A 26,147-nucleotide genomic window follows, 5' to 3' on the forward strand; every position below is an offset into this window, starting at 1 on the left:
CGGCCGGCCGGTGTTCTCCGGCGCTCTGGGGCGGCCGGCCGGTGTTCTCCGGCGCGCCGGAGCGGGCGGGTGGTGCTTCCTCGGCGTGCTCGGGTGCCGGCGGTGGGCTCAGACCCGCGCGGGGGCCCTCTCGTCGCCCAGTTCCAGGGCGGTGCAGCGCCAGCGCCGGTCGGGGCTCTGCTCCAGCCGGTAGGCCATGGCGCGCACCTGCTCGCCCGCGCCGATCCCGGCGCACGCCTCGATGACGCCGGGGCGGGGGCTGAAGCCGCGGCAGTGCCGCACGACGGGACGCGGGCCCCGGGTGCGGAAGGGCGTCCGGGGCGCGAGGTCGACGAGCTGGTCGTAGGCGTCGCGGAACATCAGGTTCAGCATGCTGTGCGCCGGGCGCTGTCCGCTGAGCACCGCGAGCAGGAGTTCCGCGAACTGCTGCTGAGGGGTGCGCGGGGTGCGCGGCCGGGTGCGGACGGCGGTGCCCGTGCCGGGGCCGCGGGAGTCGCGACGGGCGGCGCCGGGCCGGGTCGTCGTGCCGTGCATAAAGATCGCCCCGCTCTGCCTGGCCGGTGTGGTACCCGGCGGTAACTTCTGGTGAAGGATCTTGTACGGTGCCGGGCCGCACGGTGGCAAGTGGCGTCCGCACCGCCCGCGCGCGGTCCGCCGAACCACCCATCAGGGTGAGAGCGCGCCCCGGCGCCGGGACGGGCCCGGGGCCGCGCGGCGCGGGGTGGACGGCCGTGCGGGGGGACCGCCGCCCCGATGGGGGACCCGGAACGTACCCTGGAGGCCCTGCTGAAGCCCTGTCGAGAAGCCCTTCCGGCCGGGGAAGCGACGACGAAAGCGGCACCGATGCGCCTCTACGTACCTACGACACTTCCTGGACTGGCCGCCGCGTACAAGGCCGGCGAGCTGGGGCCCGGTCCGCTCGTCGCCTACGCGGTGACGCCGGGTCTGCGCGAGTGGTACGTCTCGGACGACATGGAGGAGCTGGAGTACGCGGCCCTGGGGCGCGCGGCCGCCGCCTCGCTGCGGCTGGTCGCCGGGGACCCGGTCGCCGAGCGGCGCCGGGTCGTGGTCGCCGTGGACGTGGCGGACCACCTGGTGGTCGTCGACCCGGACGGGCGGGGCATGGACGCCGGGGCCATCGGCGAGGTGCGTGTGGAGGGGGCCGTACCGCTGAAGAAGGCGGCGGCCGTGCACGCGGACGCCGACGACGCGCGGGACGACGTGACGGCCGCCGCCGCCGCGCTGGGGGCCGCGGACCTCGGCGACGACGACGCGCAGTTCGTGGTGGACGGGGCGGAGGACCACGAACTGCTGTGGTTCGGGGTGCAGGAGATCGCCGGGCTCATCGGCTGAGCAGGGCGGGAAGCAGGGGAGCCGGGCCGGAATCCGGCGGGAGTTCCAGGTCAGTGGCTTTGTCAGTGGCGGTGGGTAACGTTCTTTCATGAGGACGCACCTGGTCTGGGACTGGAACGGCACACTGCTCGACGACATCACCGCGGTCGTCGGGGCATCCAATGCCGCGTTCGCGGAGATCGGCCTCCCGGCGATCACCGTGGAGCGCTACCGCGAGCTGTACTGCATACCGATCCCCAAGTTCTACGAGCGGCTGATGGGCCGGCTGCCCACCGACGCGGAGTGGCTCGTCATGGACGCCGCCTTCCACCGCCACTACGTGGAGCTGCGGGCGGCCTGCGGGCTGACCGACGGGGTCGAGGAGATACTCACCGGCTGGGGCGCCGCCGGGCGCAGCCAGTCGCTGCTGAGCATGTACGGGCACGACGAGCTGCTGCCGGTGGTGCGCGGCTACGGCATCGAGCGCCACTTCGTGCGGGTCGACGGCCGCACGGGCCCCTCCGGCGGCACCAAGGCGGCGCACATGGTGCGCCACCTCGCGGCCCTGGAGGGCGTCGACCCGTCCCGTGTCGTGGTCATCGGCGACGCCGTCGACGACGCCCTGGCGGCGGCGCACGTGGGGGCGGGCGCGGTGCTCTACACGGGCGGCTCGCACAGCCGGACCGTGCTGGAGGCCGCCGGGGTGCCGGTGGTGGACTCGCTGGCGGACGCGGTGCGCATCGCGCAGGACCTGGCGGCCTGACGAGGGGCCGCAGGCCGTACGGCGGGAGGTGTACGGCCCCCGGCCGGCGGGAGGCGCAGGGCAGGGACCGCAGGGCCGGGTGCCGTACGGCGGGAGGCGTAGGGCCGGGGGCCGCACGGTCGGCGATCCGTACGGGCGCCGTGTCCGGTCGTACGGCGGCGCCCCAGGTCGCCGGGGCCTTCGTCCGCGGCGCGGCCAGGAACTCGCGCGGCCCGGGGGCGCGGCTCTTGGCGAGGGGGCGTGCGCGGGCCGGGTCCCGCCGCCGTGAACACCGGTGCGTACGGGGCCCCTGTGCCGGAATGGACAAAACGTCGACCTTCTCCGCACTTTGTCCAACGTCCCGCGAATAACGCCTGCCGCCGAAGGAGGGATAGCCTGGTGCCGTGATCAGCGCGATACGACGCCTCGGGGGCGGTGCAGCCCCCGGCCTTCGCCCGGCGCACCACCGTGCCCGGGCCTTCGCTGATTCTCCGACCCCGGACACAAGGCCGCACACGCCGAAAACGGCGCACGTCGGCACGGGCGTCATCGGTTACCCATTTCCCGGCACACCGTCGACAGCGACCGGAAACCCCGTGTCGCGGCGCTGTGTCATCTTCACCACCTACGTCACGCAACGGCGCGCGACAGGAGCCAGAGGACATGCAGACCAAGCTGGACGAAGCCAAGGCCGAGCTGCTCGCACGGGCGGCCCGGGTAGCTGAGAACAGCCCGGCGGGGGGACTAACTCCGACTGGGTCCGAGGGCGAAGGGGCGCCCGACCAGGACGCACTGCTCGCGTATCTCCAGCGCTACTACCTCCACACGGCGCCCGAGGACCTCGGCGACCGTGACCCGGTCGACGTCTTCGGAGCGGCGCTCTCGCACTACCGGCTGGCGGCGAACCGCCCGCAGGGCACGGCGAACGTACGGGTGCACACCCCGACCGTGGAGGAGAACGGGTGGACGTGCAGTCACTCGGTCGTGGAAGTCGTGACGGACGACATGCCCTTCCTCGTCGACTCGGTGACCAATGAGCTGTCCCGCCAGGGCCGGGGCATCCACGTGGTCATCCACCCGCAGGTACTGGTCCGCCGGGACGTGACCGGCAAGCTCATCGAGGTGCTCGCCAAGCAGATCACCGGAGAGCTGCCGCACGACGCGATCGTCGAGTCGTGGATCCACGTCGAGATGGACCGCGAGACCGACCGCGGCGACCTCAAGCAGATCACCGCCGATCTGCTGCGCGTGCTGTCCGACGTCCGCGAGGCCGTCGAGGACTGGGAGAAGATGCGCGACTGCGCGCTGCGCATCGCCGACGGGCTGCCGGGCGAGCCCAAGGCCGCCGACCTCCCCGACCAGGAGGTCGAGGAGGCCCGCGAGCTGCTGCGCTGGCTGGCCGCCGACCACTTCACCTTCCTCGGCTACCGCGAGTACGAGCTGACCGGCGAGGACTCCCTCACCGCCGTGCCCGGCACCGGCCTCGGCGTCCTGCGCTCCGACCCCCAGCACCACGAGGACGACGAGACGCACCCCGTCTCCCCGTCGTTCTCCCGGCTGCCCGCCGACGCCCGCGCCAAGGCCCGTGAGCACAAGCTCCTGGTGCTCACCAAGGCCAACAGCCGCGCCACCGTGCACCGCCCCTCGTACCTCGACTACGTCGGGGTGAAGAAGTTCGACGCCGACGGCAACGTGGTGGGCGAGCGCCGCTTCCTCGGCCTGTTCTCCTCCGCCGCGTACACCGAGTCCGTACGGCGGGTCCCGGTCATCCGGCGCAAGGTCGCCGAGGTCCTCGAAGGCGCCGGCTTCACCGCCAACAGCCACGACGGCCGCGACCTGCTCCAGATTCTGGAGACCTACCCGCGCGACGAGCTGTTCCAGACCCCCGTCGACCAGCTCCGCTCCGTCGTCACCTCGGTGCTCTACCTCCAGGAGCGCCGCCGGCTGCGGCTGTACCTGCGCCAGGACGAGTACGGACGCTACTACTCGGCGATCGTCTACCTGCCGCGCGACCGCTACACCACGGCCGTGCGGCTGCGCCTGATCGACATCCTCAAGGAGGAGCTCGGCGGCACCAGCGTCGACTTCACCGCCTGGAACACCGAGTCGATCCTCTCCCGACTGCACTTCGTCGTCCGCGTCGAGCCCGGCACCGAGCTCACCGCCCTCACCGAGGCCGACGTCGAGCGCATCGAGGCCCGTCTCGCGGAGGCCGCCCGCTCCTGGTCCGACGGCTTCGCCGAGGCCCTCAACGCCGAACTCGGCGAGGAGCGCGCCGCCGAACTGCTGCGCCGCTACGGCCACGCCTTCCCCGAGGGCTACAAGGCCGACCACTCGCCGCGCGCCGCGGTCGCCGACCTGGTGCACCTGGAGCAGCTCACCCAGGGCGTCAAGGACTTCGCGCTGAGCCTGTACGAGCCGGTGGGCGCCGGCCCCGGCGAGCGCCGCTTCAAGATCTACCGCACCGGCGAGCAGGTCTCCCTGTCCGCCGTGCTGCCGGTGCTCCAACTGCTGGGCGTCGAGGTCGTCGACGAGCGTCCGTACGAACTGCGCTGCGCGGACCGCACGCACGCCTGGATCTACGACTTCGGGCTGCGCATGCCGCAGCTCCCGGGCGGCGGCGACTACCTCGCCGACGACGCCCGCGAGCGCTTCCAGGACGCCTTCGCCGCGGTGTGGACGGGGGCCGCCGAGAACGACGGCTTCAACTCGCTGGTGCTGCGCGCCGGGCTGACCTGGCGGCAGGCCGTCGTGCTGCGCGCGTACGCGAAGTACCTGCGCCAGGCCGGTGCCATGTTCAGCCAGGACTACATGGAGGACACCCTCCGCAACAACGTCCACACCACCCGGCTGCTGGTCTCCCTGTTCGAGGCGCGCATGTCGCCGGAGCGGCAGAAGGCCGGAACCGAGCTCACCGACGGACTGCTGGAGGAGCTGGACGGGGCGCTCGACCAGGTCGCCTCGCTGGACGAGGACCGCATCCTGCGCTCCTTCCTCACGGTCATCAAGGCGACGCTGCGGACCAACTTCTTCCAGCGGGCGGACGACGGCAGGCCGCACGCGTACGTGTCGATGAAGTTCGACCCGCAGGCGATCCCCGACCTTCCCGCGCCGCGTCCGGCGTACGAGATCTGGGTGTACTCGCCGCGCGTGGAGGGCGTGCACCTGCGCTTCGGCAAGGTGGCCCGCGGCGGTCTGCGCTGGTCGGACCGGCGCGAGGACTTCCGCACCGAGGTGCTCGGCCTGGTCAAGGCGCAGATGGTGAAGAACACCGTCATCGTGCCGGTCGGCGCCAAGGGCGGCTTCGTCGCGAAGAACCTCCCCGACCCGTCGGTGGACCGCGACGCGTGGCTGGCCGAGGGCATCGCCTCCTACCGGACGTTCATCTCGGCGCTGCTGGACATCACCGACAACATGGTGGCGGGCGAGGTCGTGCCGCCGCGCGACGTGGTCCGGCACGACGAGGACGACACGTACCTCGTGGTCGCCGCCGACAAGGGCACCGCGACGTTCTCCGACATCGCCAACGAGATCGCGATCGCCTACGACTTCTGGCTCGGCGACGCCTTCGCCTCGGGCGGCTCGGTCGGCTACGACCACAAGGGCATGGGCATCACCGCCCGCGGCGCCTGGGAGTCCGTCAAGCGGCACTTCCGCGAGCTCGGGCACGACACCCAGTCCGAGGACTTCACGGTCGTCGGCGTCGGCGACATGTCGGGCGACGTGTTCGGCAATGGCATGCTGCTGAGCGAGCACATCCGGCTGGTGGCCGCGTTCGACCACCGGCACATCTTCATCGACCCGACCCCGGACGCGGCCGTCTCCTATGCCGAGCGCCGGCGTCTGTTCGAGCTGCCGCGCAGCTCCTGGGCCGACTACAACACCGCGCTGCTCTCGCAGGGCGGCGGCATCCACCCGCGCAGCGCCAAGTCCATCCCGGTGAACGCCGCGATGCGCGAGGCGCTGGGGCTGGCGGCGGGCGTCTCCAAGATGACCCCGGCCGACCTGATGCAGGCCATCCTCAAGGCGCCGGTCGATCTGCTGTGGAACGGCGGCATCGGTACGTACGTCAAGTCCTCCGCCGAGTCCAACGCCGACGTCGGCGACAAGGCGAACGACGCGATCCGCGTCAACGGCGAGGACCTGCGGGTCAAGGTCGTCGGCGAGGGCGGCAACCTGGGCGCCACCCAGCTCGGCCGCATCGAGTTCGCCCGCGCGGGCGGCCGGATCAACACCGACGCCATCGACAACAGCGCCGGCGTGGACACCTCCGACCACGAGGTGAACATCAAGATCCTGCTCAACGCGCTGGTCACCGACGGCGACATGACGGTCAAGCAGCGCAACAAGCTGCTCGCCGAGATGACCGACGAGGTCGGCGCCCTGGTGCTGCGCAACAACTACGCGCAGAACACCGCCCTGGCGAACGCCGTCGCCCAGTCGCCGTCGCTGCTGCACGCGCACCAGCGCTTCATGCGGCGCCTCACCCGGGACGGCCACCTGGACCGGGCGCTGGAGTTCCTGCCCAACGACCGGCAGATCCGGGAATTGTTGAACAATTCCAAGGGGCTGTCGCAGCCGGAGCTGGCCGTCCTCATGGCGTACACGAAGATCACCGTCGCGGACGAGCTGATCTCCACCGGGCTGCCCGACGACCCGCACCTGCGGGTGCTGCTGCACGAGTACTTCCCCGCGCCGCTGCGGGAGAAGTTCGCCGAGCAGATCGACGCGCACGCGCTGCGCCGCGAGATCATCACCACGGTGCTGGTCAACGACACCGTCAACACCGGCGGCTCGACCTTCCTGCATCGGCTGCGCGAGGAGACCGGCGCGTCCATCGAGGAAGTCGTACGGGCGCAGTTCGCGGCGCGTGCGATCTTCGGCCTCAGCGAGGTCTGGGAGGCCGTCGAGGCGCTCGACAACCAGGTCGCGGCGGAGGTCCAGACGCAGATCCGGCTGCACTCGCGGCGGCTGGTCGAGCGCGGCACCCGCTGGCTGCTGGGCAACCGGCCGCAGCCGCTGGAGATCGGCGAGACCGTCGAGTTCTTCCGGGCGGGCGTGGCACGCGTCTGGGACGACCTGCCGAAGCTGCTGCGCGGCGCGGACCTGGAGTGGTACCAGGGCATCCTGGCCGAGCTCACCGGCGCCGGGGTGCCGGAGGGCCTGGCGCTGCGCGTGGCGGGCTTCTCCTCGGCCTTCCCGATCCTCGACGTGGTCGCCATCGCGGACCGGCTCGACAAGGACCCGATGGACGTCGCCGAGGTGTACTACGACCTCGGCGACCGGCTCGGCATCACGCAGCTCATGGACCGCATCATCGAGCTGCCGCGCGCCGACCGCTGGCAGTCCATGGCCCGCGCCTCCATCCGCGAGGACCTGTACGCCGCCCACGCCGGCCTGACCCAGGACGTGCTGTCCGTCGGGAACGGCAGCTCCACCCCGGAGCAGCGCTACAAGGCGTGGGAGGAGAAGAACGCGGCCCTGCTGGGACGCGCGCGGTCCACCCTGGAGGAGATCCAGGGCTCGGACGACTTCGACCTGGCCAACCTGTCGGTGGCGATGCGCACCATGCGCACGCTGCTGCGCAACCGGGTCTGACGCCTGGACCGAAGGGGCCCGCCACCCGGTGGCGGGCCCCTTCGGGCTTTCTAGGACGCGGGCCGGGCGACCGTCGACGCCCACAGCCGGCGGCAGGCCAGCAGCGCGGCCGCCACCAGCAGTCCGTTGCGCACGAGCATCAGCAGGCAGCCGTACACCGTCCCGGTGGTCACCTGCCCGTACGCCAGGGGATACGCGAGGGTGCTCACGAAGCACGCCAGCAGCAGGAGCTTCACCACCGGGCGCAGCACGCTCTCGCGCAGCGTCATGCACACGGCCGACAGCCCGATCAGCCAGATCATGTACTGCGGGCTGATCACCCGGCTGGTGACCACGAACAGCAGCACCGCGCACAGGGCCGCGTCGCACGCCGTCGCCGCGTTCCAGCGCCGCGCCCGCACCCGCCACAGCAGCAGCCAGCCGAACGCCAGCACCGTCAGGGCCAGGGAGGCGTGCGCGACGGTGGACACGTACGGGCCGAGGTACTCCATCGCGCCGTAGCGGTACTCGACCCGGTATGCCCCTTCGTACGGTGCGCCGACGAGCCGGGCGAGCGCCAGCGCGGTGCCGCCCAGCGACTCGATCTGCACCCCCCGGTTGCCCTGCTGGCGCAGGAAGTCGAAGGTGTGCGAGAACGCCAGCGCCAGCACGCCCAGCAGGGCCGCTGCGGACACCGCGGCCGATCCCCAGGCCGCCCGGGTGGTGCGTCCCCGGGGCGCGCCCAGGAGCGCCAGCGCCGGCCACACCTTCACCAGGGCGCCGACGGCCGCCAGCGCCCCGGCCGCCACCGGCCGCCGGCGCAGGGCGAGCAGCGCGAGGACGGCCAGCGCGGTCACCTGGACGTCGTAGCGCACGAGCGGCACGTGCAGCAGCAGCGGCAGCCCCGCCACCCACACCCACGCCCCCGCCAGACGGCCCTGCCGGCGTCCCGCGCGCACCAGCGCGGCGGTGACCACGGCGTCGACGAGCAGGGTGAGCGCGACGAACGCCTGGAAGTAACTGAGCCCCGGCACCAGTGCCGGTGACAGGATCACCAGGGCGGCCCCCGGCGGGTACTGCCACATCACGTCGTCCAACGGGAAGGCGCCGGAGAGCAGTTGCTCGTACCAGGTGCGGTAGATCCGGTGGACCTCCCCGTTGATGCCGTCGCCGACCCGGCCGAACACCTCCGAGACCAGCAGGACCTGGAGGGCGCGGGTGAGGATCCACACGACGGCCGGACGGACGGGCGAGGACCCGCGGGGGGCCCCGGGGGCCTGCGGGGCGGCCGGGGTGCTGGGGGCGAGCTGCGGGGACGTCATCGCCGGGATTTTAGAACGCCCGTGCCGGAAATCCCCGCCACCCGCCGCCGAGCCGTGAACGCCGTCACCAGGAACGGCACGGAGTCGGCGGCATGGTCCGTGGCGCCCATCGGATCGCCGAGGGCAGGAAGACAGGAAGACACCCACATGGATGACCTCGCGAAGGCCGCCGTCGCCGCGCTCAGCGGGTGAATCGGCAGGTCACGCGCGGCAGATGGGGTAAATCGAGGGTGAGCGACGCGCACACCGGGCGGACGGCAAGAATGGGGGCGCCGTCGTGTGCGGCATCCTCCATGAGTTGACGTCACAGGGAGAGAACCATGCACCAGTCCGCTTACGACCAGATGGCGCTCTGCGTGAAGGAGTACATGCCCCTGACCAAGCGACACCGTGTCGTCGACCTGGGGTCGCGGATCTCGCCGGGGCAGAGCCTCACCCACCGGGCCCTGTTGGCGGACCACAAGGTCGACTACGTGGGCATCGACGTCCTCGACGGGCCGAACGTGGACCGGGTCATGACCGACCCGTACCGCATCCCGTTGAAGTCCCGCAGCGCCGACGTCGTCATCTCCGGCCAGGCCTTCGAGCACATCCCGTTCTTCTGGGCCTCCATCATGGAGATCGGCCGGGTGCTGCGGCCCGGCGGGCACGCGTTCATCACCGCGCCCTCGCGCGGCAACGCCCATGACGCGCAGGACTGCTGGCGCTACTACCCGGACGGCTTCCGGGCGATGGCCGCGTACTGCGGACTCGAACTGCGCGAGGCCTTCACCGACTTCCCGCCCATGAAGGGCATCCGGCACGACTACCAGGCCATCGACGCCAAGCACGCCTACTGGGGCGACTCCGTCGGCGTCTTCCGCAAGCCGCGCCAGGCGCCGCACCTGCCCTACCGGATCTCGCGGGCGATCGTGCGCGAGGTGACGATCCGCTGGGCCAACCACATCGGCGGCGTCGAGGGCATCCCCGTCCCGGGCGCCCACCCGGACCGCAAGCTGGCCGGGCGCCCCAAGCAGGTGCCGGCGCCCGCCGCCGAGCCCGTGCAGTAGCCGCCCCGGGCCGCCGGGCGCGCCCCGCCCGGCGGTCACCCGGATGCCCGCACGTCGCATCCGGAGGCCGCCCACCGGCCCGTTGCAGGGTGACGGGGACATCGAATTCCTCCGGAGGGCGACCCCGCATGGCCACCGCATCCCCCACGGCCTCCCGCACCGTGCCCCCCGGCCCTCCCCCCGCGGTCCCCCGCCCGCCCCGGCCCGCCGGGACACGGCTGCCCCGGCCGCCGGACCTGGTGCTCGCCGGCTTCGTCTGCTTCCTGATGTGCGTCGCCTGGCGGCTGCCGTGGCTCGGCGACCTCGGGCAGCACGCCGCGGTGATCGAGCGGCTCACCCAGGACCTCACGGACCCCGGCAGCCCCCTGGTGAAGCGCCCCGGCGACAGCAGCCCGTACTACACGCCGTACACCGTCCTGGCGGCCCTCCTCGCGCGCCTCACCGGCCTGTCGGCCTTCGCGACGCTGAGCGTGTGCGCCGGCGTCAACGGCCTCGCCCTCGTCGTCGGGCTCCGCTGCTTCGTACGGACCTTGTCGCGGAGCGCCTGGGCGCCCGTGTGCGCCGTCCTGTTCATGGTCTTCCTGTGGGGGACGCACCTGTTCCTGTGGAGCGGCCACACGTCCCTGTCGGCGCTGTGCCTGTCCCTGTCGTATCCGTCCACCTTCGCCTTCTCGCTCGGGCTGTACCTGTGGGCGCGCCTGATGCGGGCGACCCGCGGACGCGCCGGTGTGCGGCACTGGGCGCTCACCGGGCTGCTCACCGGCACGCTGGTGCTCATTCACCCGGTCATGGCGATGGGGGCGCTGATCGGCTGCGCGGCCGTGTGCGCCGGTACGGTGCGCGGGCGCGGCCGGCACACCCTCGCGCGCGGTGCCGCGGCGACCGCCGGTGCGGTCCTCCCGCTGCTGCTGTGGCCGTACGGGAACGTCCTGTCGGTCCCCGACTCCTCGGCGCTGGACCACTTCCACGTCTCCGCCTACCAGGCCGTGCCCGAGCGGTACGGGCTGGCGCTGCTCGCCGTGCCCGTGCTGCTGCTGCGCCTGCGGCGCTCCCGGCGCGACCCCCTGGTGCTGCTGTGCCTGGGCACCGCGGCCGTCGCCGCCGCCGGGTGGTGGACCGGGCACTACACCTGGGGGAGGGTGCTGCCGTACCTCATGCTCGGGCTCCAGTGCGCCCTCGCCGTGGAGGTGTGCGCACCGTGGCCGCGCGCGCGGGCCGCGAGGACGGGCCACGCCCTGCTCGCCGCCCTGCTCGCCGTGGCGCTGCCGCTCGGCGCGTGGGCGCAGGCGGGGACGCTGCTCCACCTGCTGCCCGCCGGGGCGCTGCCGCGCGCGTTCACCGCCCGGGTGCAGTTCCTGCCGACCTGGCCGGGGTGGGAGTGGGCGATGCGCCATGTGCGCCGGGGCGACGTGGTGTTGACCAACCACTACCTGGCGTCGCGGATGCTGCCCGGCTACGGCGCGTACACGGTGATGCCCGCCTGGCCGCAGCCGGAGATCCCGGCGGCGGAGAGCGCACGCAGAGCCACCGACGTGGCCCGCGCGCTGAATGGCCGAACAGATGCGTTTCTTCGCCGAAAAGCCGTGTGCGGCGCTAAGGCCGACTGGCTGCTGTTGACCTGGAACCAATCAATTCCCGCTGGTCAGGGCTTCTTTACCGTGGCCACAGGTCCGGACAAGTCACGTCTCGTACGGGTGGATCTGCACTGTTGACGCACATAGGACATGTGTCCGGATTCTGACGGGACAGAGGCGCACGACACTATTTCCGCGTACTGTCCGTGCGCATGGTATGGCGTAACGCCGTGAATGGCGTCCTTCAGCAACTGACCGGCTACCAGCTGCGACGCGTCCCGGTTCCAGGCCAACGTCCCCGCCCGGGGGCCCGCCCCGCGGCGTCCGTCCCGGCCCCCGCGCCCAAGCCGCAGACCAGCCCCAAGCCCAAGGTCCTCGAACTGCCCGCCGACTACGACGACGGGGCGAAGGAGATCATCCGTGCGGTGAAGCCGTACTCGATGACCTCTCCCGAGCGGCTCAATGCCTTCATCCTGGCCACCCGGCACGTCGTCAAGCACGACATCCCCGGTGCGATCGTGGAATGCGGCGTGTGGCGCGGCGGCTCCATGCAGGCCTGCGCCAAGACCCTCCTCGCCGAGGGCGTCGAGGACCGCGAGCTCTACCTCTTCGACACCTTCGAGGGCATGACCCCGCCCACGGAGGAGGACAAGCGCCTCGACGGCAAGTCCGCCGCGCAGCTCCTGGAGGTCTACGGCAAGGACCGTCCGATCTGGGCCGTCGCCTCGCTGGACGACGTCAAGTCCGGTTTCGAGAAGGTCCCTTACCCGGCCGAGCGGCTGCACTACGTGCAGGGCAAGGTCGAGGACACCGTTCCCGAGCAGGCCCCGGAGCAGATCTCGATCCTGCGTCTGGACACCGACTGGTACGCCTCGACGAAGCACGAGCTCAAGCACCTGTACTCGCGTCTGGTGAGCGGCGGCGTGCTGCTCATCGACGACTACGGGTACTGGCAGGGCTCGCGGCAGGCCGTCGACGAGTTCCTGGAGGAGACCGGCGAGCAGTTGCTGCTGCTGCGCATGGACGAGGGGCGCATCGCGGTCAAGCCGTAACCGCGCGCAGGACCGGATCGGCCGTGGGGCCCGGCGGACGTCCGCCGGGCCCCGTCGTGTCCGCGCGCCCGGTTCAGTGCAGCTCCGCCGGGAGCAGGTCCGCGACGGCCTGCGCGGTGGTCCTGGCGTCCTGCTGGGCGGGCAGCACGGAGTCGGGGCGGGCCGGGTGGCCCGCGCCGGGGAAGCCGCTGCCGGATGTGCTGCCGGGTGTGCTGCCGGGCGCGGGTGCCGGAGTGCGGTCCTTGAGCGGTACGCAGTGGGGCAGGCCGCCGGTCTGGCCGAGGAAGACGCGGCGGACCACGCGCTCCGCCGCGTGCCCGTCGTCGTACGGGCAGAACCGGGCGCGGAAGGCCGCGCGCAACTGCGCCGAGCGGGAGCCCCGCCAGTGGCCGCTGCGGAAGATGTCGATCAGCTCGTCCTCGGTGCGGGCGACCGCGCCGGGCGGGAAGGCCCGGATGTCGAAGTACGTGCCGCGGGCGGCCTCGTAGGCCTCCAGGTCGTCGATGTGCAGGACGATCGGGCGGTCGAGGTTGGCGTAGTCGAACATCAGCGACGAGTAGTCCGTGATCAGGGCGTCCGAGGCCAGGCAGAGCGACTCGATCGAGTGATGTTCGCTCACATCGACGATGCGGGCCGAGCTGTGGGAACCCGGCCGGTGCAGCGGACCGTTGGCGAAGTAGTGGGCACGGGTCAGGATCACGTGCCGGGGCCCGAGGGACCGGGCGACGCGTTCGAGGTCGAGCGTCAGGCGCTGGGTCCGCCGGTAGTCGCGGTGCGTCGGAGCGTAGAGGACGGCGGTGGAGCCTTCGGGGATGTTCAGCGAGGCGCGGATGCGGGCGACGTCGTCGGCCGTGGCGCTCTGGAAGACGTCGTTGCGCGGATAGCCGTGTTCGAGGGTCGTGTAGGCGGAGGGGTAGGCCCTTCCCCAGACGAGGGAGGAGTGGCGGTTGGAGGACAGCAGGTAGTCCCACTTGTCGGTGTTCGCGAGCAGCTTCTCGAAGTCCATGGCCGCGGCGGGGCGGTCCTGGAGGTCGAGGCCCATCGACTTCAGCGGAGTGCCGTGCTGGGTCTGGAGGAGGACCTGGCCGGGGCGCTTGACGAGACGGTGGTCGAAGTTGACGTTGTTCACCAGGTACTTGGCGCGGGCCAGCGCACTCCAGTACGCGGCCGAGCCGGGACGCAGCCGGCGGGTGCCGACGGGCACGGTGTGGGCGTGCGCGGGACCGGTGATCCACGCGGTCCTTACGTGCGGGGCGAGTTCGCGGACCTTCGCCTCGATCGCGGCGGGGTTGCAGGAGTAGCCGCGGTTCCAGTACGCCGCGAACACCGCCTGGTTCTCGCGGACGGGCAGCCGCAGTTGGACGCGGTAGTGCAGTCGCATGGCGGCCGACCGCAGGACGCGCAGCAGGGCGCGGGTGCGGGAGCCGACCGTGCGGCGGACGGTCTGGACGACGGCGAGCAGGCGGTACGTGCGGTGGCTGCCCCGCCGGACGAGCGCCTGCCGCAGCCGGGTGCGGGTCGAGGGCGGGGCGAAGCGCGGGGCGGCGGGGGCGGTGGTGCTGCGGAAGGCGGCGGCCGGCCCGACGGCGCCGGACCCCGGGGCGGCGGCCAGGCGCAGGGCGGCCGCGTCTTCGGCGGCGGTGCCGGGGACGGTACGCGGGGATGTTCGGCGGGAGCGGGGGGAGGGGGGCGCGGGGGACGCGGGGGTGCCCGGGGTGGTGCTGGCGGTGAATGCGGTGCTGCCGGTGAGGGGGGTGTCACCGGTGAGGGAGATGCCGGTGAGGGGGCCGGTGCCGCCGAGGGGACCGGTGCTGTCGGCCGGGAGCGGGGCCGGGGCCTCCGCGCCGGGGCGGAGGCCGGCGGCGGCCTCCAAGGGCCGAGGGGTGGCCGTATGGCCGGAAGCCGGAGCGTCCGACCCGGGTGAGCCGGGGGCCTGCGCACCCGTGACCGAGGCCGCCGCTGCGTCCGCGCCCGGTCCCGCCTCCGCGCCCGTACCGGCGTTGCCGCTGCCGCTGCCGCCGTCGGCGGAGGAGAGGCGGCGGGCGGCGGCGGCCGCCGCGCGGCGTGCGGTGGCAGCCAGGGTCGCGGCCCGGCGGGCGGCGGGACGGCGCTTGCCCGGGGCTGCGGGATGGGTGCCCGCGTCCGATCCGACGGAGGCCGAGCTCGTGCCGGTGGAATCCGACTCCGTGCCGGCGGAGGCCGAGCCCGTGCCGGCACCGGAGTCCCCGGCTGCCGGGACCTCCGCGGCCTCCGCGGCTCCCGTGCGCTCCACGGCCCCCGGTACCTCCACGGCTCCCGGTACCTCCAGGGCCCCCGGGACCTCCGTGCCCTCCGCGGCCCCGGCGCACTCCGCCCGCTCCGCAGCCCCCGCCCGGCGGGCCGCCGAGCTGCGGGCGGCGATGCCGCGGGGGTGGGCGGGGAAGCGGGAGGTGCTGTCCGGGGTGCGGTACCGGCGGCAGTGGGCGCGGGCCCGCCGGAAGAACTCCGGGCGGCTGCCCCGGGGAAGCCGCCCCGGGCGGCTGAAGACCGTGCCGAAGTGGTCGATCATGCGGCGGTAGACGACCGGCCGCCAACCCGCCAGCTCCGGCCGGGAGTCCAGGAAGGCGAAGACCCGGTCGTACTGGTCGAACAGGTCGAAGTGCCGGCGGGATGCGGTGGAGAGGATGTTGCCCCGTCGGCGCTGCCGGTAGTGCACGCACACCTCGTCCAGCGTGGCGACGGTGGCCGCCGACAGCAGGACCGGGTAGGTCCAGGGGGTGTCCTCGTAGTAGCCGGGCGGGAAGGTGAGGCCCTCGCGCTCGACGAAGTCCCTGCGGTACGCCTTGTTCCAGGCCACCATCAGGACCCGCAGGAGGCCGGGGCGGTCGGAGAGGGGGAAGGACGCCGGGCCCTCCTCGTGCAACTCCCCGCTGAGCTGGTTGCGTTCGACCTCGCCGGTCCAGTACGTACGGGCGTAGTCGAAGACCAGGACGTCGGGCGAGTCCGTCTCCTTCAGCCGGTCCGAGACGGACTGGAGGGCGCCGGGCACCAGGGTGTCGTCGCCGTCGAGGAAGAGCAGGTAGTCGCCGCGGGCCTGTGCCATGCCGAGGTTGCGGGCGTTGCCCAGACCGCCGTTCCGCGCCGCGTGCAGGGGGCGTACGCGCGGGTCCCGGGCGGCGTACTCGTCGATGAGGTCGCCGCACGCGTCCGGCGAGCAGTCGTCCACCGCGATCAGCTCGAAGTCGTCGAAGGACTGGGTCAGCACCGAGTCAAGGCACTCCTCCAGATATTCCTGGACCTGGTAAGCGGGCACGATCACGCTGAACCGGGGCACGGCACATCCATGGGGTCGACGCGGGCAGGACCGGCCGCGCCCCGACAGCGCGGGCAGGCCGTACGCCCGGCAACGGACCGCGCGTGAAGCGGGTTACGCCGGATGCGGCATACGGGGGAACTTTCCACCGGAGCCGACACGAACGGGTGGTTCTTCCGCCTCAAGGGGCTGACACAGAAGGGTGGTTCGGCCGCGAAGGCCGAACCACCCCTGTCACACGCGTACTTGCCGTGCCCTACTTCACCGCTCCCGCCATCACCCCCGACACGAACTGCTTCTGGAAGGCGAAGAAGACGATCAGCGGGATGACCATCGACACGAAGGCGCCCGGCGCCAGCACGTCGATGTTGTTGCCGAACTGGCGGACCTGCTGCTGCAACGCCACCGTGATCGGCGGATTCGTGGCGTCCGCGAAGATCAGCGCGATCAGCATGTCGTTCCACACCCACAGGAACTGGAAGATCCCCAGCGACGCGATCGCCGGGCCGCCCAGCGGCATGACCACCCGCGTGAACAGCCTGATCTCGCCCGCCCCGTCGAGCCGTGCCGCCTCCAGGAGTTCACGCGGGATCTCCGCGAAGAAGTTCCGCAGCAGGAAGATCGCGAAGGGGAGGCCGAAGGCGACGTGGAAGAGGACGACCCCGAAGGTCGTCTCGAAGATGCCGACCACGCCGAACAGCTTCGCCACCGGCACGAGTGCCACCTGCACCGGCACCACCAGCAGTCCCACGACCACCATGAACCACCAGTCGCGGCCGGGGAAGTCCATCCACGCGAACGCGTACCCGGCGAGCGCGCCGATCACCACCACCAGCACCGTCGCCGGAACGGTGATCAGGGCCGTGCTGAGCAGGGAGTTGAGGACGGTCTCGTTCTGCAGGATCGACGAGTAGTTCTGGACGGTCAGCTCGGCGGGCTTGGTGAAGACCTGCCACCACCCGCTCGCCGCGATGTCCGCCGGGTCGCGCAGCGAGGAGATCAGCAGCCCGATCGTCGGCATCAGCCAGAACAGCCCGACCACGATCAGGAAGACCCGCATCACCCCGCCGCCGGCCGCCGCCGCGATCCGCGCCGCGGGGGACCGCTTCGCCCTGACGATGTCCGTGGAGTGCGTCATCGGCCCTGCTCCTTCCGCATACGACGGATGTTGAAGAGCATCACCGGGATCACCAGCAGCAGCAGGAACACCGCGATGGCACTGCCGATGCCGAGGTCCGCGTCGGTGCCGAACGACGACTGGTACAGCTGCAGGGCGAGGACGTTCGCGTCGTCCAGCGAGTTGCCGGGCGCGATGATGAACACCAGGTCGAAGATCTTCAGGACGTTGATCATCAGCGTGACGGTGACCACCGCGAGCACGGGGGCCAGCAGCGGCACGGTGATCCTGCGGAACACCTGCCACTCGTTCGCCCCGTCGACCCGCGCCGCCTCCAGCAGTTCACGCGGCAGACTCGCGAGTCCCGCCGCGATCAGCACCATCGCGAATCCGGCCCACATCCACACGTACGAACCGATGATGGCCGGGGTCACCACGTTCGGCCCGAGCCAGTCGACGCCGTTGTACTGCTCACGGAAGTTGCTCGCGGGCAGGCGCAGTTCGGCGCCGTCGGCCTTCGCGGAGAGCGAGAAGGTGCCGTCCGCCGCCGCCTTGGTGGAGTCGACGACCCTGCCGTCCTTGACCGCCTCGATCGTCAGTCCGCCCAGCCCGGACTCCTTGCTGTCGATGACGTTCGGCTTGCCGCCGCCACCGCGCGTGAAGTCCAGCCACGCCGTGCCGGTGACCCGGTCGGGCGCGGTCGCGGGAGCCTTCGCGAGCTGCGCGTCCTTCGGCATCTGGGCCGGGGCGACGCCGATCAGCGGCAGGTTGACCTGCTGTCCGAGCCGTACCGGCTCCTTGGTGACGTACGCGCCGCCGCCGGCGGCCTTCAGCGGATGCACCGGCAGCGGACGGGCCCTGGGATAGGTGGAGGACTCGGCGAAGGTGTCGTGGACGCCCACCCACACCGCGTTGGCCACGCCCCGGTCCGGGTCCTGCTCGTACACCAGCCGGAAGATGATGCCCGAGGCGAGCATCGAGATCGCCATCGGCATGAAGACGATCAGCTTGAACGCCGTTCCCCAGCGCACCCGTTCGGTGAGCACCGCGAAGATCAGTCCGAGGGCGGTGGCGACCGTCGGGGCGACGACCACCCAGATCAGGTTGTTCTTGATCGCGGTCAGGATGGTGTCGTCGGTGAAGAGGCGGACGTAGTTGTCGAGACCGGCGAAGCCGGTGCCGGCCTTGTCGAAGAAGCTGCGGTAGACGGAGAACCCGATCGGGTAGACCACGAGCGCGCCCAGCAGGATCAGCGCGGGCAGCAGGAAGCCGAACGCGATGATTCTGCGTGTGCCGGTCACGCTCTTGCGTTTGCCGGAAGTGGCGGGGGGCGGCGTCACGCTCGCCGCGCCCCCCGCTGTCGCTGCTTTCACGGCGTCAGTTCTTGTACGCGGCGGCCGCTTCGGTCTCCAGCTTCGCCTGCGTACCCGCGATGTCCTTCGGGTTGCGCACGAAGTCCTGGAGGATCTTCCACTCGCCCTTGCCGGGCGTGCCGCCGAACGACTGCGGCGCCTGGTCGGACATGTCGAAGCGGAAGTCGTCGCCCGCGCCGATCAGGGCCTTGGCGATGTCGCGCAGGGTGTCGTTGGGGTACGCCGACATGTCCACCGACTTGTTCGGCGAGATGAAGCCGCCCGCGCCCGCCGAGATCTTCGCCGAGTCGGTGGAGGCCAGGAAGGTCATCAGGGCCTTCGTCGCCGGGGTGTCCTTCAGCGCCACCGCGACGTCGCCGCCGGTCACCACCGGGGACTTGGCGCCGACCGCCGGGAAGGGGAACACCTTGGCGTCCGTGCCCAGCTTCGCCTTCGCCTGCTCGATGTTGACGGCCACGAAGTCGCCCTCGAAGACCATCGCGCCCTTGGGGGCGTCACCGGCGAAGGTGTTTTCCACCGACTTCGGGAACGCCGTGCCCACGGCCCCCTTCGAGCCGCCGACCAGGTAGTTCTCCTTGCCGAAGAGCTCCGCCATGGTGGTCAGCGCGTCCTTCACGGACGGGTCGGTCCACTTGATCTTGTGCTGGGCGAGCTGGTCGTACTTCTCCGGGCCCGCCTGCGAGAGGTAGATGTTCTCGAACCAGTCGGTGAGCGTCCAGCCGTCCGAGCCGCCCACCGAGACCGGGGTGACACCCGACTGGGAGATGGTCTCGGCCGTCGCCAGGAAGTCCTTCCAGGTCTTCGGCTCGGCGGCCCCCGCGTCCTCGAAGGCCTTGGTGTTGTACCAGATCAGCGACTTGTTCGCGGCCTTGTAGTACACCCCGTACTGGGTGCCGTCGACGGCCGCGATGTCCTTCCAGCCCTTGGAGTAGTTCTTGTCCAACTGGGCCTGGGTGCCCGCGTCGACGGGCTTGAGCCACTTGTTCGCGACGGCCTGCTTGAGCGCGCCCGGCTGCTGGAGCAGCGCGACGTCCGGGGGAGTGCCGCCGGAGATCTTCGAGCCGAGGTAGGTCAGCATGGCGTCCTGGGTCGGCACGTAGCTGACGGTCGCGCCGGTGCGCTTCTCGAACTCCTTGAGCACCTTCTGGAAGTTCTCCGCCTCGGCGCCCGTCCACACGGCGATGACCTGGAGTTTCTGGCCCTTGAGGTCGGGGAGCTTCAGCGCGTCGGCGGGCGGCTGCTGGGCTCCCGTGCCGCCCGACTCCTTCGGGTCCTTCGTGGCGCCGCCGTCGCCGCCGCAGCCGGTCAGGGCCAGTGCGCCCGCCGTCGCCGCGGCGAGAAGGATCCGCCGGGTCCGCTGTCGCCGCGGACCTGTGAACATGCCTCGCTGTTTCCGCTGGTGCAGAGTTGTGCGCATTACCGCCCCGTCTCTCCCGTGCACGTACGACCGGCCGAGCGCCGCTCTTTCACTGTCCCGTGGACTTCTTTCCCGTGGGTCAGTCCTACGCCCGGCGGTGGTGGCCCGCAATAGTGCCTTCGGTGTCAACTCGGCTTTCGTTGTGGCCTCGTGACGTGCGCTTCGCCTGTGGTGCGGATGTGCGGAGAAGGGACTGCGGGGGTACGGCGGAGGGCTTCGGAAATTTTCCGGGGTACGAAGAGGACGGCTTCGGGGCCGTCGACGGGAACGCAAAGGGGCTCGGCGCCCGCACGGCGGATGCCCGGGGTTCCCCGGTACATGCGCACGGTCCGCCGGAAACGCGGGAGTCGCGGCCCCCCGCCCGTGCGCTGCTCCGGGCCCGGGGGCGCGCGTACCGTCCTGTGCTCCGGTCAGCGGGCCCCCTGCGGGGACGCCAGCGGCGGCAGTGACGGGGCGTTGACCGTGCGCGCGGCCCGGTCCAGGGCGCTGGCCAGCAGTGCCAGGTCGGTCGGCCCGTTGCCCAGCTCGCGCACCGGGCGACGGGCCGGCGGGTCGCCCATCCGCTCCCACTCCAGCGGCACCACGGTCGGCCGCTGCGTCGCCGTGCGCGGAATGCGGCCCGTGACCCGGCCGCCCTGGAACGGCGTCACCGAACCGTCCGGGTACAGCAGCCGGCCCCGCCCCGGCGCGGGCTCCTCGGGCGCGGGCGCGGCGGGCGGCGGGTCGAGGACCACCCGCAACAGCCGCTCGCCGCGGGCCAGTTCGGTGTCCGCCGTGCGGTCCGGGCGTGCCGAGGCCGCCACCAGGTGCACCCCGAGCCGCTCCCCGTGCCGGGCGACCGCCTCCAGGGCCCGCACCACGGATCCCGCCGAAGGCCGCCCCGTACTGCCCAGCGCGGGCGCGACCAGCGCGTCGAAGTCGTCGACCAGCACCACCAGCCGGGGCAGTACGGACGGCCCGCCCTCGGCCTGCCGCGCCTGCCGTTCCCGTTCCCGCACGGCGGCGGGCCGCAGCCGCAGCGTCCCGGTGCTCGGGGCCTCTATGTCACCGGCGCCGGTGCGCTGCGCGCCGATGTGGGGTTCCTGCTGACCGGGGCGCACGGGGGCCTGCGCCGTCCCCTGCGCGCGCGCCGCCGGCACGGTCGGCACCGCCTGCTCCGGGCCCCGCCCGGCGTGCCGGTCCGCGAAGTCCAGCCCGCCCAGCACCTCCTCGCGGCGCTTCAGCTCCGCGCCCAGGGCCTGCGCGAACTCCCGCATCCGCACCGGGTCCGAGGCCACCAAGTGCGTCGAGACGTGCGGCAGTTCGGTGCAGGGCCGCAGGCCCTCGCCGCGCTCGCCGCCCGCCCCGTCGACCAGGATCAGCCCCAGCCGGTCCGGCCGGGCGGCCGCCGCGAGGGAGGCCGCCGCCGAACGCAGCAGTTCGGTGCGGCCGCTGCCCGCCGGGCCCTCGACCAGCAGGTGCGGCCCGTCCAGCGCCAGGTCCGCGCAGACCGGCCCGCGCGGACCCGCGCCCAGCACCGCCCAGGCCCGCGTCGCCCCGGGGACCTGCTCGTCGTCGGCCGCCGCCGCCCACCGCGCCATCAGGGACGCGGGGGTCGCCCTGGCCAGCCCCAGCTCGTCCAGCAGCCGCGACGTCGGCGGCAGCGTCGCCGCTGACAACCGCCCCGCGGCCCGCCCCTGCCCCGGCGGCCCGCCGGGCCCGAGGTCGGCGGCGTCCGTGCGCAGCGGGGTCAGCGCCCGCGCGAAGCGCTCCGCCCAGGCCGCCGAGACCGCGTCCACCGCGCCCAGCGTCCCGTGCCCGGCGCTGCGCCCGCCCGCCGTGCGCAGCACCCGCACCGCCGTGGCCACGTCGCCGCTCAGCAGCGCCACCGCCCCGCACTCGCGGAACGCGGGCGCGCTCGCGCACGCCAGGTCGTACGTGGTCTCCACCGGCGACAGCGGGGACGCCGCCGGGGTCTCGGCCAGGCACAGCACGTGGATGCCGTGCGCCGCGCCGTGTGCCGCGAGCCGGGCGGCGGCCTCGCGCAGCCCCGCCGAACCGGGGTCGCCGTCCATGACCACCACCGTGCGCGGCGCGTCCGCCTCCAGCGGCCCCTCCTCCGTACGTCGCGCCAACTCGGCCACCCGCGCGGCCGCCTGGTCGCGGTCGTAGGCCAGCAGCAGCCGGCAGTCCTGCCCGTGCGCCGGGCGCAGATGCGGCAGCCAGCCCAGCCAGCCCCACTCGCGGGTCCGCTCCTCGTCGGGCCGGGAGCGGTCCGCGCTGATCAGCACGATCTCCAGGTCGGTGGGGGAGTGCAGCGCGGCCAACTGCGCCACCACCGAACGCGCCAGCCCGGCCAGCCGTGCCCGGGGCCCCGCGAGCCCCAGCGAACCCGCCTCCTTGAGGCTCACCGTCACCGGCACCGACGGCAGCAGCCCCGCGCCGTCGGGCGCCGGCCGGTCGGCGGTGCCCAGGCGCACCACCAGCGCCTCGGGGTGCGCGGGCCCGCGCTCCCACAACCGGGGGCCCGGCTGGAGCGCGGTCAGCAGCAGCGCCGCCGCGTCCGGCCAGGGGTCGGGCACGGCGTGGGCGGGGACGGGCGCGGGCTGCGCGGGGGCGGCGGCCGGGGCGTGCGGAGCCGTCGGGGCGGGCGGCTCGTCCGCGTAGTCGTGCGTCGCCTCCCGGCCCCCGGCCAGGCGGCGGGCCCAGCCCCCTATCCCGCCGCGCCTGCGCGGTTCCTCCTGGCGGGCCTGGGCCTCCGGCCCGCCCCGGGCCGTGCGGTCGCCGCTGTCGATGACGCGTCCCGCGCCGTGCGTCCGGTCGGGCGCGTCGGCGAAGGGGCTCCGGCCCTGGTGGGGGGCGGAAGACCGGGGGGCGGGCGCGGTGTGCCGGGAGGCGTCGCCGTGACCGCCGGGGGCACCGGGGCCGCCGGGGGTGTCGTTGTGGTGGTCGTACGGTCCGGGGGCAGGGGTGCTTCCCGCGTGCCCGTACGCCCCCTGCGCGGGCACCGCGGCCTGCGGCGGGGCCGCGTCGGCCGGGGGCCGCCCGCTGACCCGGTGGTGCGGGGCGCCGCCCCCGTACCGCCCGGCGGCCGCGCCGGCGGCCGGGGCGGGCGGGGTGCGCGGCACCCGCAGGTGGCCCTCGCCGTCCGGGGCGGTGGGCAGCGCCCCGCCGTGCGCGCCCGGCGGGGCGAGCCGCAGGGCGGACTCGCCGACCCGCAGCAGCGCGCCGGGGGCCAGTCGTACGTCCCGGCGGCCGACCTCGCGGCCGTCCAGCGTCGTGCCGTTGGTGGAGCCGAGGTCGGCGACGGTGACCCGGCCGTCCTCGGCGAGCGTCACCGTGCAGTGCAGCCGGGACACGTCCGGGTCGTCCAGCGGCACGTCCGCGTCGGCGGAGCGGCCGACCCGGATCGGCCCGCCGTGCAACAGGTGCACGCCGCCCGCGTCGGGGCCCGCCACCACCTGGAGCTGCGTGAGGTCGGACAGCTCGGGGGCGTCCTCGTCGGCGGGCGCCTGGAGGGAGAGCACCGCCCCGTCGACCAGCGGCGGCTCGCCCAGGGCGCACCGTTGCGCGTCCAGGCGCTCGCGCCCGGCGTACACCACCACCGCGCCCGTGGTCTCCGGGCCGCCCGGCCCCTGCACGGCGGCCGCGAGCCCGGAGGCGACGGCGGCCAGCGCGGTCCCGGCGGGGGCGGTGACGAGCACGTCGCAGACCGCCGGGCCGGCTCCGGGCACCGGGGATCCCGGCACCGGCGCACCCGGCACCCGCGCTCCGGACGCCGCCGGCGCTCCGGGTGCTCCCGGCGCGGGGGCGCCCTGCGGGGCGGTTCTGCTCTGGCCGCTGCGCGGCGCGAGGACGGTCAGCCGGATCTGCATCGCGTCAGCGGTCCCTTCTGCGCGAAGCGCCGGCGAAGGGCCGCCGGGAAGCCGCGCAATCCGCCGCCCCCGCGAGGTCCCCCCACCCGGCGCGGACGCGTCGTCCGGTACAGGTCGGCACCCACCGTGGGGTGTTGAGGGCTTGGTGCGCCCTCGCGTACCCCAGAGGTCTGTGCTGATGGCATCCTCGCACCTGCCACTGACAACCTGCCCGCCGCCCGCCCCCAAGTGATCTTGAATGGTCGGCTGTGGGCGCAAAAGAGCCTGTATGGGGCATGCTCGGACAGGGTGCGCGGAGCCCGGTCCACGCGGCCGGGGCGGCCCGCCGAACGGCGGTGACGCACCCCGCACGGGCGTGCGGCAACCATCGGCCCGGCGGGCGCGTCTTTCCCGGGAACACGTGTACGGAGCGACTTCCGCCCCCGATCCGACGGACGCGACGCGTGTTCGGCCGGTGCCCCGTTCGGCGGCACTACAGTTGGGCAACCAGAAAAGCGGAAGGCCGGGCGGCCGGAACACCGGCGGCCCGCACAGGAACCACGATCAGGTCAGTCACCGACCAGCAGGGAGTGCATGACGTGCGGCCGGTAGGCAGTAAGTACCTGCTTGAGCAGCCGCTCGGGCGCGGCGCCACGGGCACCGTCTGGCGCGCCCGCCAGCGGGAGACGGCGGGCGCCGAGGCGGCCGTCGCGGGCCAGCCCGGAGAGACCGTCGCGATCAAGGTCCTCAAGGAGGAGCTCGCGAACGACGCGGACGTGGTGATGCGCTTCCTGCGCGAGCGCTCCGTGCTCCTGCGGCTCACCCACCCCAACATCGTGCGCACCCGCGACCTCGTCGTGGAGGGCGACCTCCTCGCCCTGGTCATGGACCTGATCGACGGTCCCGACCTGCACCGCTACCTCCGCGACAACGGCCCCCTCACCCCCGTCGCCGCCTCCCTGCTCACCGCGCAGATCGCCGACGCGCTCGCCGCCAGCCACGCGGACGGCGTCGTGCACCGCGACCTGAAGCCCGCGAACGTGCTCCTGGACGAGCGCGACGGCGCGATGCACCCGATGCTCACCGACTTCGGCATCGCCCGCCTCGCCGACTCCCCGGGCCTCACCCGCACCCACGAGTTCGTCGGCACCCCCGCCTACGTCGCGCCCGAGTCCGCCGAGGGCCGCCCGCAGACCTCCGCCGTCGACATCTACGGCGCGGGCATCCTGCTGTACGAGCTGGTCACCGGCCGGCCGCCGTTCGCGGGCGGCACCGCCCTGGAGGTGCTGCACCGGCACCTGAGCGAGGAGCCCCGGCGTCCCAGCACCGTCCCCGAGCCCCTGTGGACGGTCATCGAGCGCTGCCTGCGCAAGGAGCCCGACGAGCGTCCCAGCGCCGAGAACCTGGCCCGCGCCCTGCGCGTCGTCGCCGCCGGCATCGGGGTGCACTCCACCTCCGCCCAGGTCGAGGCGGCCCTGGGCGTGGGCGCCCTGCTCGCCCCGGACCCGGCCCCGGCGCCCGTCCCCGACACCGGGGCCGGCGCGTCCGGCGACGCGGAGCCGACGCAGGTGCTGCCGAGCAACGCGGGCTCGTACGACCCGGGCGCCGCCACCAGCGTGCTGCCCTCCACCGGCGCTCCCGGCGGCCCGCACGGCGGCGCCGACCCCACCGCCGTCATGCCCCCGGTGCCGCCGCGCCCGGCGGGCGCCCCGGCCGGCGCCGGACCCGAGGACCCGCACCCCTGGCAGAGCCAGCTGCGCGCCGCCCGCGACCGCAACGAGCAGACGCAGATGCAGTACCTGGACCCGGACCAGGACCCGCTGCGCCGCCGCCCCCAGCGCCAGCCGCAGCGCGACCGGCAGGGCCAGGGACAGTACGGCCAGGGCCAGGGGCAGTACGGCCAGGGACAGGGCCAGGGACAGGGCCAGCAGGGTCCGTACGGACAGCAGAACCAGGGCGGTTACGGCTACCCGCAGCAGCAGCCCCAGCAGCGTCCGCCGCAGCGCCCCCAGCCGCAGCAGAACCACGCCCCCCAGCGCCGCCGGCCCCAGGCGCCGCCCCCGCAGCAGCAACAGCAGCGGTACGCGCCGCAGCCGCAGCAGCCCCCGGCTCCGGCCCCGGCCGCGCCCGCCCCGCGCGAGCCGCGCCCGCCGAGGGAGCCGCGCCGGCGCAGCGCCAACCCGATGCGCATCCCGGGGCTCGGCTGCCTCAAGGGCTGTCTGTTCACCGTCGTGCTGCTGTTCGTCGCGGCCTGGCTGATCTGGGAGCTGACCCCGCTCCAGGAGTGGATCGGCACCACGAAGGGCTTCTTCGCGCAGCTCGGCGACTGGTGGGACAGCGCCGTGAAGTTCTTCAACGACCTCGGTGGCTCCACGCCCTGAGGGGCGGTGAGCAAGGAGACATGTCGACTTCCGGGGTGCGTTTCGTCCCCGGAAGTACGGAATGACGTCGTACAGGGGCCATCCTG

At 73.3% G+C, this 26,147-nt stretch carries 14 protein-coding genes; 7 read left to right on the forward strand and 7 right to left on the reverse strand.

The window, feature by feature from the left end:
• Positions 1 to 108: 108 nt before the first annotated feature.
• A complete protein-coding gene (locus tag ACIP93_RS21635) occupies positions 109 to 534 on the reverse strand; it encodes an Rv3235 family protein (RefSeq protein WP_401761065.1) in 426 nt (141 codons plus the stop codon).
• Between the two features lie 309 nt (positions 535 to 843).
• Here ACIP93_RS21635 and ACIP93_RS21640 point away from each other — a divergent pair, with 309 nt between their 5' ends.
• From ACIP93_RS21640 to ACIP93_RS21650, 3 genes are all read left to right on the forward strand, one after another.
• Positions 844 to 1,353: a DUF6912 family protein gene (locus tag ACIP93_RS21640; RefSeq protein WP_401761067.1), complete on the forward strand. Its 510-nt coding sequence runs from the start codon at positions 844 to 846 to the stop codon at positions 1,351 to 1,353.
• 88 nt (positions 1,354 to 1,441) lie between these two features.
• Positions 1,442 to 2,095 carry an HAD family hydrolase gene (locus ACIP93_RS21645; RefSeq protein ID WP_401761069.1) on the forward strand — a complete coding sequence of 218 codons (654 nt, stop codon included), beginning with the start codon at positions 1,442 to 1,444 and terminating at the stop codon, positions 2,093 to 2,095.
• A 642-nt stretch (positions 2,096 to 2,737) separates the two neighbouring features.
• A complete protein-coding gene (locus ACIP93_RS21650; protein WP_345222406.1) occupies positions 2,738 to 7,672 on the forward strand; it encodes an NAD-glutamate dehydrogenase in 4,935 nt (1,644 codons plus the stop codon).
• 50 nt (positions 7,673 to 7,722) lie between these two features.
• On the opposite strand, the gene ACIP93_RS21655 is transcribed toward ACIP93_RS21650, so the two are convergent.
• Positions 7,723 to 8,973, reverse strand: a complete 1,251-nt coding sequence (locus ACIP93_RS21655) for a glycosyltransferase 87 family protein (RefSeq protein WP_345222409.1) — start codon at positions 8,971 to 8,973, stop codon at positions 7,723 to 7,725.
• A 320-nt stretch (positions 8,974 to 9,293) separates the two neighbouring features.
• Between ACIP93_RS21655 and ACIP93_RS21660 the strand changes: the two genes are divergently transcribed.
• The 3 genes from ACIP93_RS21660 to ACIP93_RS21670 all read left to right on the forward strand — a co-directional run bounded on the left by ACIP93_RS21660 (position 9,294) and on the right by ACIP93_RS21670 (position 12,648).
• Positions 9,294 to 10,022, forward strand: a complete 729-nt coding sequence (locus ACIP93_RS21660; RefSeq protein ID WP_345222419.1) for a methyltransferase domain-containing protein — start codon at positions 9,294 to 9,296, stop codon at positions 10,020 to 10,022.
• Between the two features lie 128 nt (positions 10,023 to 10,150).
• Positions 10,151 to 11,734, forward strand: a complete 1,584-nt coding sequence (locus tag ACIP93_RS21665; protein ID WP_401761072.1) for a hypothetical protein — start codon at positions 10,151 to 10,153, stop codon at positions 11,732 to 11,734.
• A gap of 74 nt (positions 11,735 to 11,808) precedes the next feature.
• Positions 11,809 to 12,648 carry a TylF/MycF/NovP-related O-methyltransferase gene (locus tag ACIP93_RS21670; protein ID WP_401761074.1) on the forward strand — a complete coding sequence of 280 codons (840 nt, stop codon included), beginning with the start codon at positions 11,809 to 11,811 and terminating at the stop codon, positions 12,646 to 12,648.
• Positions 12,649 to 12,721: 73 nt separating this feature from the next.
• Here the strand turns inward: ACIP93_RS21670 and ACIP93_RS21675 are convergent, their stop codons facing one another.
• The 5 genes from ACIP93_RS21675 to ACIP93_RS21695 all read right to left on the reverse strand — a co-directional run bounded on the left by ACIP93_RS21675 (position 12,722) and on the right by ACIP93_RS21695 (position 23,701).
• Positions 12,722 to 15,961, reverse strand: a complete 3,240-nt coding sequence (locus ACIP93_RS21675; protein ID WP_401761076.1) for a CDP-glycerol glycerophosphotransferase family protein — start codon at positions 15,959 to 15,961, stop codon at positions 12,722 to 12,724.
• Positions 15,962 to 16,196: 235 nt separating this feature from the next.
• Positions 16,197 to 17,078, reverse strand: coding sequence for a carbohydrate ABC transporter permease (locus ACIP93_RS21680; RefSeq protein ID WP_345222429.1), 882 nt, complete (start codon positions 17,076 to 17,078; stop codon positions 16,197 to 16,199).
• Entirely contained in the window at positions 17,075 to 18,430 is a 1,356-nt protein-coding gene (locus ACIP93_RS21685) for a carbohydrate ABC transporter permease (RefSeq protein WP_380837353.1), read from the reverse strand. Before ACIP93_RS21685 ends, ACIP93_RS21680 begins: the two co-directional genes overlap by 4 nt.
• Before the next feature lie 4 nt (positions 18,431 to 18,434).
• The gene (locus ACIP93_RS21690; protein WP_401761078.1) at positions 18,435 to 19,811 is read right to left on the reverse strand and encodes an ABC transporter substrate-binding protein; all 1,377 of its coding nucleotides are present in this window, start codon (positions 19,809 to 19,811) and stop codon (positions 18,435 to 18,437) included.
• 446 nt (positions 19,812 to 20,257) lie between these two features.
• Positions 20,258 to 23,701 (reverse strand): FHA domain-containing protein, encoded by a 3,444-nt coding sequence (locus tag ACIP93_RS21695; protein WP_401761080.1) that lies wholly within the window; start codon positions 23,699 to 23,701, stop codon positions 20,258 to 20,260.
• Positions 23,702 to 24,279: 578 nt separating this feature from the next.
• Here ACIP93_RS21695 and ACIP93_RS21700 point away from each other — a divergent pair.
• Entirely contained in the window at positions 24,280 to 26,061 is a 1,782-nt protein-coding gene (locus ACIP93_RS21700) for a serine/threonine-protein kinase (RefSeq protein ID WP_401761082.1), read from the forward strand.
• Positions 26,062 to 26,147: the final 86 nt, after the last annotated feature.

Origin of the sequence: Streptomyces sp. NPDC088745 (assembly GCF_044751045.1) — a bacterium.
GTDB classification, from domain to species: domain Bacteria; phylum Actinomycetota; class Actinomycetes; order Streptomycetales; family Streptomycetaceae; genus Streptomyces; species Streptomyces cremeus.